This window comes from Rhodococcus sp. NPDC059968, assembly GCF_042738615.1.
GTDB lineage: Bacteria > Actinomycetota > Actinomycetes > Mycobacteriales > Mycobacteriaceae > Rhodococcus_F.
The window spans coordinates 20,933-39,727 of the sequence record NZ_JBHWUE010000090.1 but is presented as its reverse complement, the minus strand read 5'-3'; the positions used below and the strand labels follow the sequence as shown (position 1 = coordinate 39,727).

The following is an 18,795-nucleotide window of genomic DNA, read 5'->3' as shown; positions in this document are numbered from 1 at the left end:
CAGACAACCGCTGATCACTGCTCGGCTTCACCCATCCCACACGTGGCACGGGCTCGAGAATAACAGCCGTGTGATTCTAAGTAAACGGTATTGGGTCTAAAGTCCCGTTGTCGATGTCCGAGCCTTTCGCCGAGCGCTCATCCGAGTCGGTTGTCGTCTCGATCGCCATAGCGGCCTCGACGCCCACCTGCCACCCGGCGCACGCCGCTGTGAGTCGATCCGACGCTCGCGGCCGATGTCGGTTACCGCGAGTCACACCGCACAGGTTCGAGGTCTTCCGAACATGGACGGTTGCCCAGTGGCGCTCGCGACAGGAATGCGGTACAAACAAGGCCTGCAACTAAATTGTGATCCAAATCACTCTTAATCGTTACCGGAGGAGACAGACAAACCTCACAGGCGGCCCCAGTCCATCGGACCCGATATGGTCACCGCCTGCATCTATCCCCTTGCGAAAGGAGCATGGAATGCATCCCTCGCTACCCATGAAGCAGCGGATACCCGGCGGTACAGAACACCTCACACAGCCAGTCATCGGTGCCGTTGCCTCACTATCCGTAGCCATGCCCGCCTGGATGGTCACCAACTCACTGTGCGCCACCGCCGCGATCGTCGCCGCGACATTCGCCGGCCTTGTCGCGGCAGCTGTGATGCTCCGACCTTCTCCATGACGCACGCCCCCACCAGTAGCCGCCCAGCGAACACAAGAGACTCGATGAAGACCAACGCCGCCCGCGCGGCGGCGTTCCGTTCGATGTCAACGGCTGACGTCGACCGACAACAGGTCGACGTCGACCGCGTCCCGTCGACATCCCAGGAATCGTAAAGGCTCGGTACGAATATGCCCTGGACCGTTGTGGTCATAGCCGTCACGTTGATCGTCGTGATCGCCTCTCTCAGCGCAGCGATCGCCGCGGATGCGATGTCGCACCGTCACGAACACGTCCGCGAACCGTCACGTGTCGGTGGACCACGCGTGGCCCCCGCGCCGACCGCCCGGATCCGCCATCCCCACTGGCGCCGGACCGCTGTGCAGGCCTGGACAATCTGTGGTGCCGCCTCGGCACTTGCGATTGCAATCGTCGGATTGCTGACGTCAGCCGGTTGAGGCCCTCATCGTCGCAACACTTGCCGCCACCTGTTGGAGAGCCCTACCCCCGCAAGCCTTTTCATCCGACCTCTACGACGGAGGCGCCGGCCAGGGATGGTCGGGGCTGATGATCTTCACGATCTCAGCGAAGAAGTTCCACACGCCCAGCGCGTCGACGTTCGAATTGACCAGCATCACAACCGTCTTACCCTCGGGAGGAAGGTAATAGGCGTAGGTCTGGTAGCCCGCGATGTTTCCGTTGTGGCCGATCCAGCCGTTCTGGTACTCGACCCCTAGTCCGTACAGCGAACCCGCACCTTCCGACGGTGCCAGCTGAAACTGCTCCCGTTCGCGCTGAGTGGCCGGCGAGAGCAACGTTCCTGTGGCCAAGTCGCGCGCCCACACACGCAGATCGTCGAGCGTCGAAATCATGTTTCCCGCGCCGAACCCCCACGACGGGTTCCAGTCGGTCGCGTCCACCGTCTCGCCGTCGAGTGTTTTCGTGTATCCCTGCGCGTGCGGTGACGGAAAGGCCGCATCGGTCGGGACCGAGGTGTGGCCGAGATTCTCGGGTCGCACGATGTACTCGTCGATGTAGGCGTTCAGCGGCTTGCCGGAAACCTTCTCGACCACGAGGCCCAGGAGCGCGGTATTGGTGTTGCAGTAGTCGAACCCGGTGCCCGGCGCGAACAGCGGCGGACGGCTGAAACTTATCTCGAGCAGTTCCTGGGGCGTCCATTGGCGCTGCGGCTGACTCGGGAGCGCCGGGATCACCACGTCCGAATAATCGGGAAGCCCACTGCGCATGGCCGCCAACTGGCGGATGGTGATCGTGTCTCCGTTGGGAACGTCGGGCACATACCTGTCGATCGGATCGTCGAGGCCGACCTTTCCCTGATCGACCAGTTGCAGCACGGCGGTGGTGGTGAAGGTCTTGGTGACGCTGCCGATGCGTGTGAACAGGTCGGGCGCCATGGGTTCGCCGGTGGCCGTGTCGCGTACCCCGAACGCCTGGACGTAGGGCGCGGCGCCGTCCTGCCAGACACCGACGATGGCCCCGGGAATCGAGGCGTGCTCCATCGCCCTCGGAATCGTTTCGGTGAGCTGTGCATCGGGCACGGCTGGTTGTACTGCCGACTCACCGCATCCCACCAGTCCCGTCATCGAGATCGCCAAGACTGCGACGATTCGCCGTCCCGAGAATGTCTGTGCCACCTCTCTCCCCAATCCATGCCTGCAACATCGATCTGCCCGAAGCTTGCCTCATCGGCTCCGCCTTGGAGCGGTTTTCGGGTGCCCGATTTGAGGCAAACGCCTCATGCGACCACCGAACCGGCCGATCGATGATCAGAGCATGACAAAGCGAGTTCAGGAACCAAGGAGATCACCAATCATGAACGAACTGACATTCGAACCACCGACCGTCGATCGGCTCGGCACGCGCCTTTCGGATCACGCACCCGAAGCGGCGGGCGGCGGGCGGGTCGATGTACTCAACGTGAGCCGCCACGTCGGGGCGCGGCAGATCCTCCAGGAGCTGTCACTGTCGGTCGAACCAGGCGAACTGGTCGCCATTGCCGGCGGCAGTGGAGCAGGAAAGAGCACATTGCTGGAAATCCTCGCGGGACTGCAACCACCGTCTTCCGGCGAGGTTCGGCACGACGGCGTCGTTCGCGGTGCCCGAGTCAGCGCCGATTCCCGTATCGGCTACGTGCCCCAGGACGACATCATCCACCTCGAGATGCCTCTGCGCCGCACGCTGCGTTACGCAGCGCGGCTCCGGCTGCCCGCGGGCACATCGGCGGCCGAAGCGGACCGGGTAGTCGAGGAGACCATGCAGGACCTCGACCTGGCTGATCGGGCCGAGGTGCCGGTCCGTGCGCTGTCCGGTGGCCAGCGCAAGCGGGCCAGTATCGCCGTGGAGCTCCTGACCCGGCCAGACCTCTTCTTCCTCGACGAACCCACCTCCGGGCTCGACCCGTCGACCGCAGCGGACGTGATGCGCCTGCTGCGCCGACTCAGCCGGCGCGGGGTCACAGTCGTCCTCACGACGCATGAGCCCGCCGGCATCGACCGGTGTGACCGGGTAGTGTTTCTGGCTCGCGACGGCCACCTGGCCTTCACCGGCAGCCCCACCGAGGCTCGGCACTACTTCGGTGTGGAGGATCTCGCCGAGGTGTACGACCGGCTGGCTCGCGAGCACACCCCCGAGATCTGGGCGGAGCGATTCGCGGACAGCGGTGGGACGTCGGACACCCGGCCCGGCTCGGCTCTACCGCCCGTCCCGGCCACCCGTTCAGACGTCAAACGCACGGGCATGGTGCGGCAATGGTGGCTACTCACACGACGCAATGTCGATGTTCTCCTTCGCAACCGGCTGACCCTGGCGGTCCTGCTCGGCTCACCGGTTCTGGTGACGGCGATGATGGCGACGCTGTTCCAGCGCGGCGCGTTCGACCCGCGTAGCGCAGCCGATCTGGGCCCGGCCCAGATCGTGTTCTGGATCGCATTCGCAGGCTTCTTCTTCGGCCTTACGTACGGCCTGCTCCAGATCGTCGGGGAGATGGCCGTCTTCCGGCAGGAGCGCCTGGCCGGGCTCAGTGTGGGCGCCTACGTGGCATCGAAGGTGACAGCCCTGCTTCCGGTGCTGGCTGGAGTGAGCGCGCTGCTGCTCGGTGTGCTGCGGGCGCTCGGTCGGCTCCCCGCCGTCGGATGGGACGTGTCCGCCTTCCTGTTCGTGACGATTGTGATCGAGGCGACCTCGGCACTGGCCCTCGGTCTGCTCGCCTCGGCCGCGGTCTCCAACGCCGCGCAGGCCGCCCTCGCCCTGCCGATGCTCTGCTTCCCTCAGGTTCTGTTCGGTGGCGCCATCGTCCCCGTCGACGAGATGGCTGTCCCGGGACGCCTGATGAGCCTCGGCCTATCCAACCGCCACGCATTCGAAGCATTGGGTCGCGACCTGGATCTCGACCGGTACAGCGCCACGCTGCCGGCCATGTCCGCCTACGGCGACACCTTCCACGGAGGCACCGGCGCCAGTCTCATCGCGCTCGCCGCGTTTGCCGTCGTTCTCACGCTGGCCACTGTGTGGGTACTGGACCGGCGGTCCCGGCCCGGCGCATCCCGGCGATGAAGGCCCCGCACAGCCGGTCCCGCCAGATGGGGGATGCTTCACTTCCCCACGACCGCATTGACCGGGAAGCCCACCAGACCCCGGTCGATCGCGGCGAGACTGGCCTGTGTGCGGTTGTTTACACCGAGCTTGGCGTAGACACGTTCGACGTGGTTGCGTGCCGTTTTCTCGGCGATGAACAGTTCGGCGGCGATCTCTCGGTTCGACCGGCCCTGCGCGACGAGTCGCAGGATCTCGACCTCGCGGTCGGTCAGCCCGGCCGGCCAGGGCGTCCGCCGCGACAGCCGCTGCCCGGCCGCCGCCAGCACGGCCGCCACCGACTCGGCGTCGAGGCGTCCGGCACGCGCCTCCTCTCGCAACCGATCGGCAGCGCCGCGAGCATCGAGCGCCGGCCGGTGTGGCCGCGGCTCGAGCAGTCCCTGATAAGCCTCCGCCGCGGCAAGCAGCCTGTCCTGCGCGGTCAACTCCGCGCCGGCGATCCCCCGGGGAAAGCCGGACCCGTCGATCCGTTCCCGGTGCTTCATCGCGACGGACACCACCGACTCCAAGCCGTTGACTCGGCTCAGTATCCGGCCGGTCAGATCCGGATACATCCGCACCCGTTCCCATTCAGCCGTGGTGAGTGGCCCCTTCTTCTCCCAGATCTGGTTGGACACTCCCATTTTGCCGAGGCTGTGCACGAGGCCGGCACGGTAGAGATGCGTGATGTCCGTCGGCGACATGCCCACGTGTCGGGCTGCCCCGGCCACCAGATTCGCGACGCCACGCGAATGCCCGAGGGTGAACGGGGATTTGAGATCGACGAAATCGGCCATGGCCCCGAGTAACTCGTCGCTCTCGTCGGCCTTCAGGGTTCGGTCACGATCCGGTGCCTGGGCCAAGGCCGCGATCCAGACGTCCATTTCGAGCAACCCGTCCACGATCGCCGCCGCGTCACGTTCGAACACGTCCGCCACGGCCGGGCTGAATTGACTGCCGCGACGGGAACGGAGAACGCCTTTCGCGTGCTCGAGCCCACCCGTCCGCAGGTGCACCTCGACGACGTCGGCCACGTGAGCGATGTGGATCTCGACCGGGATACCCTCTCCGCGAGAACCGTTGGGCAACCCCCGGCCGTCCCAGCGCTCGAAGACGTAGGCCAGCGCCTTTCCGACCTGCCCGTCCAAGCCCATCCGATCGGAAAGAACCCCGGCGGAACTGCAGTGCGAATGGATCAGTGTGGCGACCTGGCCGCGAGCCGCGACCAGGAAGACAGCCGCACGGATGCCGCGCTCCCAACCCGGCAATCCGCGTCCCACGTGACTCGTCATCAGCCGCAGAAACGGCAGGCCGCTCATGTCCACCGCGTAGGTGTCGGCGCGGAAGGCAATGTCGTCGCCGAAGAGCGCCGAGAGTTCGTGGGAGTCGGCGTGACAACCGATCCACCCGACCAGATTGGCGTAGTACACGGTCGCTCGCTGTTGCGGGTCGAGTCCCATCCGCTCGGCGATCCGCGTCGCGATCAGGGACGACCGAAGCATGTGTTCCATCGGTTGACCCAGACCGAGGTCGATCGCCAAAGAGACCGCGGCCAGCAGTTCGGCCCTGCTCAGGCCTTTTCCCGAGCCGGGCAGCGTCCCGTGCGGGTGCATCTTCCCATTGTCCACCTGAACACGACCCGATCTGGAAGCAACCCGAGAGACAGGTACCCACATACGCCAAACGACCCATGCGAAAGTTCGCAGGTCAACACACAATTGTGACCAACCAGATACGCCGAACCACAGCAAGGAGGCCGCCGGACACAGCTTCCGACCCACAACTTCACTCGCAGTCACGCAGGCAGCACACCCCGCGCAGACAGGCAACATGCGCCCCCTTATGAGGGATCGGTGCTGCACTCCAAGGACGCACCGTCGACCGGTGCGTGTCGGGAGATGGCCCGCCCGTGCGACACCGTCGCACGGGCGGGCCCCGGCATTGCCCAATTCAGGAACGTCGACCTCGCAAACTGGGTAGGGTCCGATTCCATGGCTGACCAGGGGATGATCCGGACCGTGGTGTGGGGCACCGGGAATGTGGGGCGGGCCGCGATCCGCGCAGTCGATGCACACCCCGGACTCGAGCTGACGGCGGTGATCGTCGCCAACCCGGAGAAGGTCGGACGCGATGCCGGCGACCTCGCCCGCCTGGGCCGCTCGCTGGGGGTGGCAGCAACCGACGACACCGACGCCGTGCTCGCGACCGCCCCCGGCGCTGTCGTCTACGCCGCGTCGGGCGACATTCGCCCGGACGATGCGGCGGCGGACATCACCCGCGCACTCTCCGCCGGGGCCGTCGTCGTGACCCCGTCGATCTATGCGCTCTACGACCAGCGCAACGCGCCTGCCGAGTTGCGCGACCCGATCGAGGCGGCCGCGAAGTCCGGCGGCGGCGCCCTGTTCGTGTCGGGCGTCGATCCAGGATGGGGCAACGACATCCTGCCGATCCTGATGACGGGCCTGGCCGGCACGATCGATCAGATCCGTTGCCAGGAGATCTTCGACTACACCACGTACGACCAGCACGATTCCGTGCGCTACCTCGTCGGCATGGGCCAGCCGATGGACTACGAACCGCCGATGGTCGCGGCGACGGTGCCGACGATGGTGTGGGGCGGCCAAGTTCGGCTCATCGCCCGGGCCCTCGGTGTGGGGCTCGACGAGATCCGGGAGACGCTGCTGCGCCGGCCACTGGACGAGACGATCACCACCGACCTCATGGGCGAGTTCGAGGCCGGTACCCAGGGGGCGCTGCGTTTCGAAGTCCAGGGCATCGTGGGCGGCGAGCCTCTGATCGTCATCGAGCACGTCACCCGGATCCACCCGTCGTGCGCGCCGGACTGGCCCGCGCCGCCGGACGGCGGGGACGGCGCGCACAAGGTGATCATCGAGGGCCGGCCGCGCATCGAGGTGAACGTGGAGGCCACCGACGAGGGCGGCAACCGAGCGGCCGGCGGCAATGCCACTGCGGTGGGGCGCCTGGTCAACGCGATCCCGTGGCTGCGGACGGCCGCCCCCGGCCTCTACGACGCACTGGACGTTCCCCTCACCCCCGGTCACGGCAGGCTCGGCTCACCCACTCACATCAGTTAGCCCTTGCGCTAACCATTGCCGCGGTGAATACTTTGCCTTATGGCTCAGTATCCGGAGCAGCTGAACGGCATCTTCCAAGCGCTCGCCGACCCCACCCGGCGGGCCGTGCTGGACCGTCTGAGCCGGGGCCCGGCAACAGTCAGCGAACTGGCGAAACCGTTCGACATGGCCCTGCCCTCCTTCATGAAGCACATCCACTTCCTCGAGGACTCCGGATGGATCCGGACACACAAGGAGGGTCGCGTACGGACGTGCGCGATCGAGAAGGAGCCGTTCACGGCTGTCGAAACGTGGCTCGCGGAGCAACAGGAACTGTGGGAGAGCCGCACCGACAGACTCGAACAATTCGTCACCGAACACACGGTCACGACACACGCAAAGGACACACCGCAATGACCGACACTGCGAGACCCGATCTCGACCTCACGATTTCGCGCATCATCCGGGCGCCCCGGCAGGTCGTATGGCGCGCCTGGACCGACCCCGCCAGCTTCGAGCAATGGTGGGTCCCCGCGCCGTCCCGGTGCCGGGTCGTCGACATGGAACTACGCCCGGGCGGCGCGTTCACGACCCAGATCAGCGAGGGCGGCGGCGAATTCGTGCCACACATCAGTGGCTGCTTCCTCGCCGTCGACGAACTCGAACGAATTGTGTTCACCAACTCTCTGGTCGGTGGCTGGCGACCCGCCGAACAACCGTTCATGACCGCGATCATCACGTTGAACGACCATCCGACGGGCACGGAGTACTTCGCCCACGTGATGCACAAGAACCGCGCCGACCGCGACACCCACGAAGAAATGGGCTTCTACGACGGCTGGGGCACCGTCACCGAGCAGCTCGCCGAACTCGCCGAGCGACAGGCGTAATCGGAGGAGGCCGGCATGCGCATGATCGTCCTGCAGATGATGACCACACTCAACGGTCGCCTCGACGACCCCGCAGCGTGGGTCCACGACGTCGTCGACGACCAGTACCGCGAGATCGATCGAATCTATTCGACCTACGACACGGTGCTGGTCGGCCGCACCACCTACGAGGAGATGGCCGCGTACTGGCCCCGCGCGTTATCCGAACACGCGGGGACCGAAACCAATCAGGTCATGGCCGAACGGATGAACACCTACCGGAAGCTGGTGTTCTCGCGCTCCGGCGACCACCCGCTGACCGAATGGGCCAACACCGAACAGGTGGTCGTGGCCACGGACGACGAGCTGGCGCGATACCTGGTGGATCTGAAGAGACAGCCGGGCAAAGACATTCACCTGTCCGGCGGATCCTCCTTCGCGCGATCGGTCGTCGCACTGGGGCTGGTGGACGAATTCTACTTCTTCGTCTATCCGGTCGTGTCCCCCGGCGCCACCTGGTTCTCGGAGATATCCGACCAGCGTGGCCTCGAACTAGTGGGCACCGAGTCGTACGGCAACGGGGTGGTCGAAGTGCATTACGTGCCCCGGGAACGCGCGGACGCACCCCGGCCGGAGAGTTTCACCGACCTGCTCGCGTAGCGCGGATCAGCCCACCGTCGCGAACTCCCCTGCCGCGGACCATCGTTGCCGCTCGGCGGCGAACGCGACGGCCTGCTCGGCTCGGAAGTCGCCGATCGATTCGGCGTCGGCCGTGAGGAACTGCTGGTGCTCGGCGAGCGAGAACGTGCCCTCGCTGATCTCGATACCGCCGCCGTGACCGGCTGCGACGTCGGATCGCAGGTCCATCAGCTCGTCCGGTTCGACGGGGTACCAGGAGATCCGGTCGAAGAAGCGCAACAGCCAGGGGGTGCCGTCCTCGAACGGTCCCGACTTCTCGGGATGCCGATGGTTCCACACCTGGGTGGTTCGGCCGACGAACTGGTAGCCCCCCGGACCCTCCATTCCGTAGATGCACAGGTACGCCCCGCCGATACCGACCGCGTTCTCCGGCGTCCACGTGCGGGCCGGGTTGTACTTCGTGGTGACCAGGCGATGCCGCGGGTCCAGTGGTGTCGCGACGGGCGCGCCGAGGTAGACGTCGCCGAGCCCGAGCACCATGTACTCCGCTCCGAATACGGTGTCGAAGACGTCGTCGACGCTGCCGAGCCCGTTCATGCGGCGGATGAACTCGATGTTCCACGGGCACCACGGTGCATCGGAACGGACACCGTGCATGTAGCGCTGGATCGCCTCACGCGTCGAGGGGTCGTCCCACGACAGCGGCATCCGCACCGACCGGCTCGGCACCACGAGTTCGTTCGCCGCGGGCAGCGCGTCCTCCGCCTCGCCGAGCAGCCCCATGAGCTTCGGGATCGGCAGCACGTCGGGGTCGACCCGGACCTGCAGCGAGCGGATGCCCGGTGTCAGGTCGAGGAGCCCGGCCGGTTTCTCGACCTCGAGACGCTGGTGCAACGCGTGGGCGCGGGCCCGCAGTGCGAGGTCGAGGGTCATGTCGCCGTACTCGACCAGGACGTTGTCGTCGCCGGACCGCCGGTACGTCACGGCGGTCTCGCCGTCGCGCCGGGCGATCACGCCGTCGTCTCGGTCACCGGTGGTGGAGAAGACCGTCGAGTGCGCCGCCCGCCGAGCGGGCCCCAGCGCCCGCACGGACGCGGCCCGGTCGGCCCTGATCGGCACGAAGCGCACCGCATCGCCGGGCGCCAGTTGTCCGAGCTTCCAGCGTTCCGCCGCGACGACCGTGACAGGGCACACGAACCCACCGAGGCTCGGACCGTCCGGGCCCAGGAGGATCGGGGTGTCCCCCGTGAAGTCCAGGGCGCCGACCGAATACGCGTTGTCGTGGATGTTGGACGGATGCAGTCCCGCCTCGCCGCCGTCAGTGCGCGCCCAGTCGGGCTTGGGTCCGATCAACCGCACCCCGGTGCGGTCCGAGTTGAAATGCACCTCGTAGTCGGTCCGGTACAGCGTGTCGATGTCGGCGCGGGTGAAGAACTCGGGTGCGCCGTGCGGGCCCTCGGTGACCGCGATCTCCCAGCGACTGCTCAAAGCCGGAACATATTCGGCGGGAACGGCGGCCACGCGGGCGCCGGTGTGCTCGCCGACCGCGAGAACATCTCCCTGCCGCAGCGTGCGGCCCTGATGTCCGCCGAACTTGCCGAGCGTGAACGTCGAGGCGCTGCCGAGGAAGTCGTCGACGTCGAGCCCGCCCTGGACGAGTACGTAGATGCGCAGACCTGGTCCTGCCACCGCGCCGATGTCCAGGACTGTGCCTGCCGGAACCCGCACCGGACGCCACTGCGCCTGCAGCACTCCGTCGACGGTGACCGGCGCGGGGGCGCCCGTCACACACACCACCGTGTCCTCGTCGAACTGCAGTGCGGGACCGGACATGGCGCATTCGATTCCGGCGGCGCCCTCGTCGTTGCCGAGTGCGGTGTTGCCGAGCCGGAACGACAGGTCGTCCATCGGCCCCGACGGCGGCACACCGACGTGCCAGTAACCGGTTCGTCCCGGGAAGTCCTGCACCGTCGTGAGCATGCCGGGCCGGTGCACGGTGATCTTGGCGCTCATGCCTGCGCTCCCGTCGGCCGGGTCACGATCATCCGCACCGGGGTGGGCTCGAAACCGTTGCAGGGGTTGTTGATCTGCGGGCAATTGGACACCAGTACCAGAACGTCGCGCTCCGCGCGGAGTGCCAGGCGGCGGCCGGGGGCGGACAGGCCGTCGACGATTCCGAGCGTGCCGTCGGCGTCGACGGGAACGTTCATGAAGAAGTTGATGTTCGACACCAGATCCCGCTTGCCGATCCCCCACCGGGCCCCTTCCGCGAGGAAGTTCTCGACGCAGGCGTGCTGGTGCTTGGTGTGGTGGCCGTACCGCAGGGTGTTCGACTCCTGCGAGCAAGCCCCGCCCACCGTGTCGTGGGAGCCGACCTCGTCGGCGACGAGCGTCATCAGCGCGTCGTGATCGTCGGTGCGGAGGACACTTCCCTCGGTCAGGAACAGATTTCGCTGCGCCGACACCGTCGCGGCGGCCGAGTAGCGGTGCCGGTGATCGTCGGCCGCGTAGATCAGGGTGTCCACCGCCTGATTGCCGCACAGATCGACGATGGTCAGGACGTCACCGGCCACGACGACGGCAGACCAGGGTCCGCGGGCACCGACTTCCTCGTCGAGGATCACCGTTCCCGGTACCAGCGGTGCGGTCTCGATGGTGGTGGTCATGCCTGCTCCCGTCCCTGGCACTGCGCTGCAGCCCAGACGTCTTCGGTGTTGAGAAAGGCGCGTCGGTACTCCGGGTCGGCGTCGACGGGCTCGGCCACGTCGGCGCCGGTCCAGGCGAGCACTTCGAGCGCGGTCGTGTCGTACGTCGGCGACGGATCGAGGGGGTGCGCCGTGTTGGCGATCAGGACGATCACCGGGAGGTGGATCACGAGGTCGACCGCGGTGTCCGTTCCGGCGGATCCGATGCTGCTCAGCGACCCGTCCTCCCCCACCCGCACCCCGTGGAAGAACGACAGCGACGGCGGGAGGTCGCGCCGCTCGAGTCCATGCTTCGCCGCCGCCACGGTGAAGAGTTCACGGCCGGCCGGGGATGCCGAATGCAGGCTGCCGTCACCGTATTTCGCGGTGTTCGAGGCGAGCGACGTGGTGCCGCAGAGGGCGTCGTGCCGCCCGGACCCGTCGGACACGACCGTCGCGAGCACGCGCCCCTGATCGGAGAGCAGCGGATGTCCCGCCCCCAGGTACGCCTGCCACGGCACCTTCACGGTGTCGGCGACGTTGAGCCGCTCCCACGGCGCGTCCGCCCGGGACAGCAGCAGGTGGGCGCACGCCCGGCCGTCGAGGTCACGCAGTCGCAGTCGTGTGCCACGGCCCAGCACCTTGGTGGTGTACCGGCCACCGGGCACCGTCTCCGCCCACGTGAGCTGTGCCGGATCGACGTCGGACGGTGGAGTGGGCCAGGACGACGCCGGGACCACCGGCATCGAGTCGGTGACCACTCCCGACTGGGCACGCGCGTGTTCCTTCGCGGCGCTGGTGGTCGAGGTGTCCACTGAGGTCATGTCAGGCTCCGATCGTGACGGGGTTGGGGGTCGTGCGGCCGCGCGGGAAGCACGCGATTCCGAGCGCGACCACGGCGGCGACGGTGACGGGGGCTGCCCACCGCAGGAGGGGGTAGTCCCCGCTGGGGTCGAAGATCTCGGCGCGCGGCCAGGACAGGTTGACGACCATCAGCGCGCCGTAGCCGACCGCCAGGATGTTGACGGGCAGTCCGAACCGGCCGAGCGAGAACAGCTTCCGTCCGTCCGCGTCGACCTGCGGTCCCCCGTGCGGCCAGCCCTTCAGCCTGCGCAGCAGGAGCGGCACCGTGACCATCAGGTAGGCGAGGTAGATCAGGATGATGCAGACGCTCGAGAGGGTCGCGAAGATCGCGGAGTTCCCGACGTTGACGGCGAGGATGCCGATGCAGACCAGGCCGATCAGGACGGACGGCGCGATGGGTGTTCCGGTGCGGGTATTCACCGTCGACAGAATCTGCGAGGCCGGAAGCCGTCCGTCGCGGGCCATCGAGAACACCAGCCTGGACGCCGCCGTCTGAATGGCCAGCGTGCAGACGAACACGGCGATCGCGACGTCGACGAGGAGGAGCGTGCCCCAGGGCGAGCTGAGGATCGACGAGAGCACGTACGGCAGGCCCTCGGCGGCGAGACGCCCGTCGGTCAGGCTCGGCGCGGCCATCAGCGCACCGATGATCATCAGACCGCCACCGAGCGCCGACACGGACAGCGCGAGGCGGATCGTGCGCGGCGCCACCCGGCGCGGGTTCCGCGTCTCCTCGGCGAGTTCGCCCGCGGAACCGAAACCGACCATCACGTACGCCGCCATCAGACCCGACACGATCCACGCCCATCCGTACCCCGGAGACGCTCCGGCCGTGCCCGTGTCGAACACGACCTCCGGTCCACGCCGGGCGTGGGTGAGGAACATGCCGATCACCGCGATGACCCCGACGATCTCGCAGGTCACACCGATGTTGTTGATCCGGGACATCCAGTTGACGCCGATGCAGTTGATGAACGTGGTCAGCACGAGGAGGACGGAGCCCAGCAGCACGGCGTTGGCCGCGCCGCTCGCGGACGTCAGCGTGCTGTCCTCACCGATGATCTGAAATCCGCTCCACACGTTGGGGAGCACGACCTGCAGGGCGATGGCCGCGGCGGACGCCGTCACCATCTGCGCGAGGATCATGAACCATCCGGCGAACCAGCCGACCACCTCACCGCCCATCCGGCGTGACCATTGGTAGATCGCCCCCGAGATGGGGTATCGGGCGGCCAGTTCGGCGAAGTTGAGCGCCACCATGAACTGGCCGACGAACACCACCGGCCACGTCCAGAAGAAGGCGGGTCCGGCGAATCCGAATCCGAGCCCGAAGAGCTGGAAGATGGTGGTGAGGATGGAGACGAACGAGAAGCCGGCGGCGAACGACGCGAACTTGCCCAGGGAACGGTGAAGTTGCTGCTCGTAGCCGAATTCGCCGAGGTCGCCCATGTCGTCGACGCCGGTTCCGCCGGACGGGCGGGGAGGTGCGGCCGGCGTGGTCAGCGCTTGCGCAGTCCTTGTGGGTGTACTCAAGGGCTTACTCCTTCGGCGAGGGCAATATCTGTCGCTCGATAGTTTTCTCGCGGAAGGGCCTCGATGGGTGACGCCTGCGTATCCAGATCGCGGCCGGCCGTAACAGCATCGTTGCCTACGTTTCGGGCGCATGACGAAACCCTCACGAGGGGTGGAGGCCGCCGATCCGGGGAGTGACCTGACATCATGGAGCGGTGACCACAGGGCCGGGACGACCCCGACTGACCAGTCAGCGCAGACCAGGGCAGACCACTCCCGAGGAGATACTCGACGCCGCCGGAGAGTTGTTCACCACCAAGGGTTTCGCAGCCACCTCGACCCGGCAGATCGCCGAGATGGTCGGTATCCGGCAGGCATCGCTCTACCACCACTTCCCCAACAAGGAGGAGATCCTGGTGGCGCTCCTCGAGGAGACGGTGTCCCCCGCGCTCGCCGCCGCGGGGCAGCTCGCCGGCGCCGCCGCGCCCGCGACGGTGCGCCTGCACGCGCTGGCCACCTACGACGTCACGCAACTTACCGCCACAAAATGGAATCTCGGTGCGCTGTATCTTCTTCCGGAACTGCTGACCGATCGATTCGAGCCGTTCCGCGCCCAGCGAACCCTGCTGCGCCGGCACTACCGGCAGCTGGCGGATGCCGCCCGCACGGAAATCACCGACGATTCCGGTGACAGCTCCCCTGCCCTGACCGACCTGCCGTTCCGAATAGTTGAGAGCGCCATCGCAACCCGCGCCGACATCGAACGCGGACTGCTTCCCGGGCCCGAGAACGAGGGCGCCGCCGGACTCCTCGCCGACGCCTGCCTCCGCGCCCTCGGATGGACGAAGCCGATGGACGAAATCCGGACGAGGTCGCGGGCACTGCTCGCCGAGACGGCGGGCGGAACACCCCTTCACCTCTAGCCGTGCACGTCGTTCCCGCGAGACAAAGTCTGGCGAACGCTTTAATCACGGGGGGGTATCTTGAGCGATGTCTTAATCGTCGCGGACGGCATCAGGAATTACTGCGCCACCGCCGCACAGGCCGCCAAGCAGATCAGCAGCGTCGCCGCACTCGATCTCGGCGCGAATCTCTCGGCGCTCGCGCGCCCGTGTTCGGTCTGATCGGCGCCGATTTCCTCGTGTCCTTCGCTACCGCACAAGCAAGTCACGCCAGGTCGGTCGCCGAACTCGCATCTCACTACCCGCAGACCACGATCGCGGCCCACACCACCGCTGATTCCTACGACTCCGTCGACAGCGCCAACGGCGCTGCGCTCGGTGCTGTCCGGGACGGAATCGGAGGCCACGCACAACGTCCCCCGAACCCGCCGGAGATCCTGTGGAGCACGGATCGATCCTCGACCTGATCCAGGGATCGCCCGTCGGCGACGCCCTCGCCATGCCACTGCCGAGCACTCCGCTTGAGGCCCTGGCGACTCCGCTCGGTCCGCAGCTCGACACGCCGCTCGGTGAGCTGCCGCCGTTATCGACCCTCACTGCTCTCCCGCCACTACCGCCGAACCGCTCTCCCGCCACTACCGCCGAACCCGGTCGAGGCGCTGCTGCAGGGGCACGGGCTGCCCGGACTGCCGGGCGTGGACGAGTTGTTCAAGCCGCTCACCAACCTCGCCGGGAGTTTCGGCACCGGCACGTTCGGCTCGTTCGATCCGACATCCCCCTTCGATCCGACATCCCTCCTCGACATGTCCTCGGGCATCATCGACCAGGCGATGTCGATGAGCGTGTCGGGGTGCGCATGGAGGCATTGAATTGCCAGGTGTCAGGCGCGGTGGCAGGAGGCGCTGGCCATTCAGGAAAAGGTATTGCGGGAGAACGCTCCTGGTGAGGTGTATCGGGTCTACAACGAGCACGGTTTGGGTCCTCGGGGCCGGGCCGGATGCTCGACGACGCGCCCAACGGCCCGGTTCACGGTGGTGCGGGTCGTGTGTCGAATCGATTCGCCCGGTTAGCCGGTGGCGCGGATCGGGCGGTTCTTGTCGGAGGTCGGCGTTACAGTCGAAGTCCTGCGAGACAAGCGCCGCACATGCTTGGGGGAGTTTGATGGACGACGTCATGGCACGGCTGGCATCGTTGTCCTGCCGGTTCTCTACGCCGAGGTCGAAGCAGAATCATCACCGGCTTCGGGGCGAAACCGCCGCACGGTTCGGAAAGGGGTGACCGGTGAGCATCTGGGGCGATCGCGGGTCTTCTCGGAACGCGACGGTGCTCGCCCCTCATGAATTGGGCCCGGCATGACCGGGCCGGGATCGACCGTGCCGCGGCAGTTCTCGTTCACCACCCGCGCCTACATGGCGGTCGACGATGCGACCGGCGAGCATATCGGCCTCGACGACGTCGACACCCGGGTGGGGTGGCTGCTCGACCTGGTCACCGGTGCCGGCAGCGAGTTGGTGTCGCGGCTGTGGCAGCCGGCGACGTTCGATGTGCTCGCCGCCGGTCGTGACCGGCACGACCGCAGGCTGCCCGCACAGGGGCATGTCACGGCGGCCCGTCTCGGTTGGAACCCGACCTATCCGGACGCGGTGTATGTGCCGTCACGGGTCACGCGGGTGGTGACCGCGCAGGCGATGGCCACCCTTCGGACTTTGGCCTACCGGGATACCGCGATCACGGCACTGTCGGCCCGGTTCGACCCGGCCACCGGGGCTGTGGCACCGCCGACCGAACCGGGCGACTTTGTGCCGTCGGGCTTCCTCCGGGGCGTGCGACGTCAGCTCATCGCACACTCCCGCCGCGAAACCTCGGCACAGGTCGGCCGGTTGCGGATCACCGACCTGCAGGAACCACCCCGGATGGCGGCGATGGCCCGACTCTCCGCCGCCGACCGGCAACTCGCACAGATCACCGCGACAGGCCGTGAGCTGGTGTTGACGGTGAAGCTGCCCACCAGCCCGTTCCCGGCGGGGCGGGCGCAGTGGCGCAGTATCCGGCTGACCGCCGCCATCCCCGAGCACCTGCACGGCAGGGCGATCACCGACTGGCATCTGCCGACCCTGAGCCTCGACCACCGGGGCCTGTTGTGGCGGTGCGCGGCGACCGAACTCGTCCCGGCAGCCGACCCGGAATCGGCGACCGTGGCGGTGGGGGTCGACTGGTCCCCGTCGACACTCGGTGCTGCCGCCATCGCCGCCGACCACCCGGACGGGTTGGTGTCGGATTTCCGGGGCTTCACCTACGACGACCGCGGCCTCGGGATCAAACTGGCCCGCCTGCAGGCCGAGGGGCAGCTGCTGCACCGCAAGGCCGCCCGGTTGACCCGACTGGCCCCCACCGCCCCACCCGAGGTCCGCGCCGAGCTGGAGGCGAAGATCGCCGTCCTTGACGCCCACCGCGCCGCGGTGGGCGCCAAGCGGGGAAAGATCAACCGGGAACTGGCGTTCCACTTCGCCCGCCAGGTCACCGACTACGCCGCCGACGCTCACGCGCAGGTGATCGCGGTCGAAGATCTCACCACCCTCGAAACCCGCGGACACGGAAAGGTCAACAACAACCGGGCCGCGCAGTCCGCCCGCCGCCACGCCATCGCCGCCCTCGCCCACACCGCCGCCGGTGTCGGGATCACCGTGGTCTCGGTGCCCGCCCGAGGATCGTCCGCACTGTGTCCGGGATGCGACGAACCGCTGGCCCGCCCCGGCGGCTACCACACCGCGTGGTGTCCCCGCTGCCGGGTCGGCGGCAACCGCGACCACATCGCCGGGGTGAACCTGGCCAAACGCGTACTGCTCGGCAGAAACAACGTCACCCGGCGGCGTGGGCAGATGCCCGCGATCCGGGTCGCCGAACACGCGCCGGTGCGCCAGTGCCGCGACAAGAGCAGTCCCACCCCGAGCAGACCACGGCACCGCCGGGTCCGCCGCAGCCTGCCCACCGTGCCACCCCGGTTGGGGGTGACTCCGAAACAGCATGTTCCTGCACCACAAGCGTCGGTGTGGGACACGGTCCAACCCACACCACCGCACGGTGATGCGGGTAGCCGTGACACACGTCCATCTCCCACGCCCGCCACACCAGCGGCAGATGGTACGAGATCTACGTAGACGCTCAGTCGAGCGGCACGGAACGAAGGAACGCGGCACCGAGATCTCGAGACGTCCGCCGCGTCCACGCCGCGGGGCAACGCGAACCTCATGACTACCTCGGAGTCGTTCGCAGCTATTGCGGTTACCGCCGCGCCGATGGTGATGACTCCACCCGGGCAGGCGATGCTTCTCGTGTCTGCGGCCAAGCACCTCAAGGCGGCCATCGGTGTCGTGACGCAGACGCGCACCGAACTGAACGAACAGAACCTCACGATGAACGGACTGGCCGCGCGCCGGTCCCGGTACCGCCGCCCCCGGCGCCCGGAGCCGTGGCGGGCGCCGCACCGACGTCACCGACGGTGTCGGCGACCTGGTGTCGGCGAGCACCCAGGCGGCGAGCGTCTCCTCGCCCGACCTGCCTGCCGACGCCGCGTCGGCGAAATCCGTCGCCACCCCCGCGCACGGGGCAGCGGGCGGAGTTCCGGGTGCGGTGGGCCTCGCCGGCAGCGCGGGCATCGGCATGTACGGCGGCGGCACGGCCGGAAGCACTTCCGCGGGTAGCGGTTCCGTACCCCGCGGAACGGTCACCGGGCCGGTTGTCCCCCCGGCGACACCGGGACCCACTCCGACACCCGGCGCGGCCCCGGCCGCCGCCTCGTCCCCTCTCGCACCGGGCGGAGCCATGGGCGGCGCAGGCCCGGCGGGCGCCGGGCGTGGCGGCGACGACCAGCTGAGCGGCCGGTCCACACCGAGCTACCTCGTCAACGCCGGAGAGAACAACGCGTTCGTCGGCGACCTCCCGATGGTCGCGCCCGCCGTGATCGGCGGCGAGGATCTCGACGACACTCCGTTCGGCGACCAGAGCTGATC

Annotated in this window: 17 protein-coding genes; 11 read left to right on the top strand and 6 right to left on the bottom strand. The window is 67.7% G+C overall.

Annotation, left to right across the window (positions count from 1 at the left end; all coding sequences use genetic code 11):
• Positions 1-1,180: 1,180 nt before the first annotated feature.
• Positions 1,181-2,305 (bottom strand): serine hydrolase domain-containing protein, encoded by a 1,125-nt coding sequence (locus ACFWAY_RS42185; RefSeq protein ID WP_378458787.1) that lies wholly within the window; start codon positions 2,303-2,305, stop codon positions 1,181-1,183.
• A 103-nt stretch (positions 2,306-2,408) separates the two neighbouring features.
• Here ACFWAY_RS42185 and ACFWAY_RS42180 point away from each other — a divergent pair, with 103 nt between their 5' ends.
• Complete coding sequence (locus tag ACFWAY_RS42180; RefSeq protein WP_378514684.1) at positions 2,409-4,223, top strand: ATP-binding cassette domain-containing protein; 1,815 nt, start codon at positions 2,409-2,411, stop codon at positions 4,221-4,223.
• A gap of 38 nt (positions 4,224-4,261) precedes the next feature.
• Here the strand turns inward: ACFWAY_RS42180 and ACFWAY_RS42175 are convergent, their stop codons facing one another.
• The gene (locus tag ACFWAY_RS42175) at positions 4,262-5,854 is read right to left on the bottom strand and encodes an HD domain-containing phosphohydrolase (protein WP_378458789.1); all 1,593 of its coding nucleotides are present in this window, start codon (positions 5,852-5,854) and stop codon (positions 4,262-4,264) included.
• Between the two features lie 378 nt (positions 5,855-6,232).
• Between ACFWAY_RS42175 and ACFWAY_RS42170 the strand changes: the two genes are divergently transcribed.
• From ACFWAY_RS42170 to ACFWAY_RS42155, 4 genes are read left to right on the top strand one after another with little or no spacing between them, the layout of a single operon-like run.
• Positions 6,233-7,336, top strand: a complete 1,104-nt coding sequence (locus tag ACFWAY_RS42170; protein ID WP_378455089.1) for a dihydrodipicolinate reductase — start codon at positions 6,233-6,235, stop codon at positions 7,334-7,336.
• 39 nt (positions 7,337-7,375) lie between these two features.
• Positions 7,376-7,732: an ArsR/SmtB family transcription factor gene (locus ACFWAY_RS42165; protein ID WP_378455090.1), complete on the top strand. Its 357-nt coding sequence runs from the start codon at positions 7,376-7,378 to the stop codon at positions 7,730-7,732.
• Positions 7,729-8,205, top strand: coding sequence for an SRPBCC family protein (locus ACFWAY_RS42160; protein ID WP_378455091.1), 477 nt, complete (start codon positions 7,729-7,731; stop codon positions 8,203-8,205). Before ACFWAY_RS42165 ends, ACFWAY_RS42160 begins: the two co-directional genes overlap by 4 nt.
• A 15-nt stretch (positions 8,206-8,220) precedes the next feature.
• Positions 8,221-8,844, top strand: coding sequence for a dihydrofolate reductase family protein (locus ACFWAY_RS42155; RefSeq protein ID WP_378514683.1), 624 nt, complete (start codon positions 8,221-8,223; stop codon positions 8,842-8,844).
• 6 nt (positions 8,845-8,850) lie between these two features.
• Here the strand turns inward: ACFWAY_RS42155 and ACFWAY_RS42150 are convergent, their stop codons facing one another.
• From ACFWAY_RS42150 to ACFWAY_RS42135, 4 genes are read right to left on the bottom strand one after another with little or no spacing between them, the layout of a single operon-like run.
• Positions 8,851-10,836 (bottom strand): 5-oxoprolinase/urea amidolyase family protein, encoded by a 1,986-nt coding sequence (locus ACFWAY_RS42150; protein ID WP_378514682.1) that lies wholly within the window; start codon positions 10,834-10,836, stop codon positions 8,851-8,853.
• Entirely contained in the window at positions 10,833-11,489 is a 657-nt protein-coding gene (locus ACFWAY_RS42145; protein ID WP_378455094.1) for an urea amidolyase associated protein UAAP2, read from the bottom strand. Before ACFWAY_RS42145 ends, ACFWAY_RS42150 begins: the two co-directional genes overlap by 4 nt.
• Entirely contained in the window at positions 11,486-12,331 is an 846-nt protein-coding gene (locus tag ACFWAY_RS42140) for an urea amidolyase associated protein UAAP1 (RefSeq protein ID WP_378514681.1), read from the bottom strand. The genes ACFWAY_RS42145 and ACFWAY_RS42140 overlap by 4 nt, the downstream gene beginning before the upstream one ends.
• Before the next feature lies 1 nt (position 12,332).
• Entirely contained in the window at positions 12,333-13,820 is a 1,488-nt protein-coding gene (locus tag ACFWAY_RS42135; protein ID WP_378514686.1) for an amino acid permease, read from the bottom strand.
• 278 nt (positions 13,821-14,098) lie between these two features.
• On the opposite strand from ACFWAY_RS42135, the gene ACFWAY_RS42130 reads away from it, so the two are divergent.
• The 6 genes from ACFWAY_RS42130 to ACFWAY_RS42105 all read left to right on the top strand — a co-directional run bounded on the left by ACFWAY_RS42130 (position 14,099) and on the right by ACFWAY_RS42105 (position 18,793).
• Positions 14,099-14,806 carry a TetR/AcrR family transcriptional regulator gene (locus ACFWAY_RS42130; RefSeq protein WP_378514680.1) on the top strand — a complete coding sequence of 236 codons (708 nt, stop codon included), beginning with the start codon at positions 14,099-14,101 and terminating at the stop codon, positions 14,804-14,806.
• Between the two features lie 60 nt (positions 14,807-14,866).
• A complete protein-coding gene (locus ACFWAY_RS42125) occupies positions 14,867-15,007 on the top strand; it encodes a hypothetical protein (RefSeq protein WP_378514679.1) in 141 nt (46 codons plus the stop codon).
• Complete coding sequence (locus ACFWAY_RS42120) at positions 14,995-15,252, top strand: hypothetical protein (protein WP_378514678.1); 258 nt, start codon at positions 14,995-14,997, stop codon at positions 15,250-15,252. The genes ACFWAY_RS42125 and ACFWAY_RS42120 overlap by 13 nt, the downstream gene beginning before the upstream one ends.
• A gap of 102 nt (positions 15,253-15,354) precedes the next feature.
• Entirely contained in the window at positions 15,355-15,654 is a 300-nt protein-coding gene (locus tag ACFWAY_RS42115; RefSeq protein WP_378514677.1) for a hypothetical protein, read from the top strand.
• Between the two features lie 483 nt (positions 15,655-16,137).
• Positions 16,138-17,943: a zinc ribbon domain-containing protein gene (locus ACFWAY_RS42110; RefSeq protein ID WP_378514676.1), complete on the top strand. Its 1,806-nt coding sequence runs from the start codon at positions 16,138-16,140 to the stop codon at positions 17,941-17,943.
• A gap of 355 nt (positions 17,944-18,298) precedes the next feature.
• On the top strand, positions 18,299-18,793 hold the full coding sequence (locus tag ACFWAY_RS42105) for a hypothetical protein (RefSeq protein WP_378514675.1): 495 nt from the start codon (positions 18,299-18,301) through the stop codon (positions 18,791-18,793).
• Positions 18,794-18,795: the final 2 nt, after the last annotated feature.

Coding starts and splice junctions, on each gene's coding strand:
- ACFWAY_RS42165 (WP_378455090.1), top strand. CDS start 7,376: ATGGCTCAGTATCCGGAGCAGCTGAACGGCATCTTCCAAGCGCTCGCC.
- ACFWAY_RS42145 (WP_378455094.1), bottom strand. CDS start 11,489: ATGACCACCACCATCGAGACCGCACCGCTGGTACCGGGAACGGTGATC.
- ACFWAY_RS42110 (WP_378514676.1), top strand. CDS start 16,138: ATGACCGGGCCGGGATCGACCGTGCCGCGGCAGTTCTCGTTCACCACC.
- ACFWAY_RS42170 (WP_378455089.1), top strand. CDS start 6,233: ATGGCTGACCAGGGGATGATCCGGACCGTGGTGTGGGGCACCGGGAAT.
- ACFWAY_RS42160 (WP_378455091.1), top strand. CDS start 7,729: ATGACCGACACTGCGAGACCCGATCTCGACCTCACGATTTCGCGCATC.
- ACFWAY_RS42155 (WP_378514683.1), top strand. CDS start 8,221: ATGCGCATGATCGTCCTGCAGATGATGACCACACTCAACGGTCGCCTC.
- ACFWAY_RS42175 (WP_378458789.1), bottom strand. CDS start 5,854: ATGCACCCGCACGGGACGCTGCCCGGCTCGGGAAAAGGCCTGAGCAGG.
- ACFWAY_RS42180 (WP_378514684.1), top strand. CDS start 2,409: ATGCGACCACCGAACCGGCCGATCGATGATCAGAGCATGACAAAGCGA.
- ACFWAY_RS42140 (WP_378514681.1), bottom strand. CDS start 12,331: ATGACCTCAGTGGACACCTCGACCACCAGCGCCGCGAAGGAACACGCG.
- ACFWAY_RS42150 (WP_378514682.1), bottom strand. CDS start 10,836: ATGAGCGCCAAGATCACCGTGCACCGGCCCGGCATGCTCACGACGGTG.
- ACFWAY_RS42135 (WP_378514686.1), bottom strand. CDS start 13,820: ATGGGCGACCTCGGCGAATTCGGCTACGAGCAGCAACTTCACCGTTCC.